This is a genomic window from Sulfuricurvum sp. IAE1 (assembly GCF_004347735.1).
GTDB lineage: Bacteria > Campylobacterota > Campylobacteria > Campylobacterales > Sulfurimonadaceae > Sulfuricurvum.
Map to the genome: position 1 here is coordinate 1 of NZ_SLTI01000015.1, position 502 is coordinate 502.

The 502-nt window shown below is 32.3% G+C and carries 1 protein-coding gene; it reads right to left on the reverse strand.

The features are described 5' to 3' along the window. Positions 1-502: alanine--tRNA ligase-related protein (locus E0765_RS03390; RefSeq protein WP_255417836.1), on the reverse strand; the 502-nt coding region annotated here is incomplete at both ends.

The following is a 502-nucleotide window of genomic DNA, read 5'->3' on the forward strand; positions in this document are numbered from 1 at the left end:
CTCTTAAGTGGTCCGCAATAACTCTATATGAGCAAATATTATCTTTAGTAGCTTTTTTGTTTGCAATTTTTTCTAAAGTTTCAATGATAGGTTTAAAGTTTGAAGAGTCAAAATTATTAAATACACCCTCTTTTATTGCAATAACTCGCTCTAAACCCATTCCAGTGTCAATAGATGGTTTTGGAAGAGGAATTAGTTCACCTTCTTTTGTTCTTTCATATTGCATGAATACAAGATTCCAAATCTCTAAAAATCTATCACCATCTCCACCCATTTTATCTTCAGGGCTAGAAAAATGCTCTTCCCCTTGATCATAGAAAATTTCACTACAAGGACCACAAGCACCTGTATCTCCCATTGACCAGAAATTATCTTTATCGCCAAATCTTAAAATTCTTGAAGAATCAATATGTTTTGTCCATATTTCGAAAGCTTCATCATCGCTTTCATGTACTGTAACCCAAAGTTTTTCTTTAGGTAAAGCAATATTTTTAGTAATAAA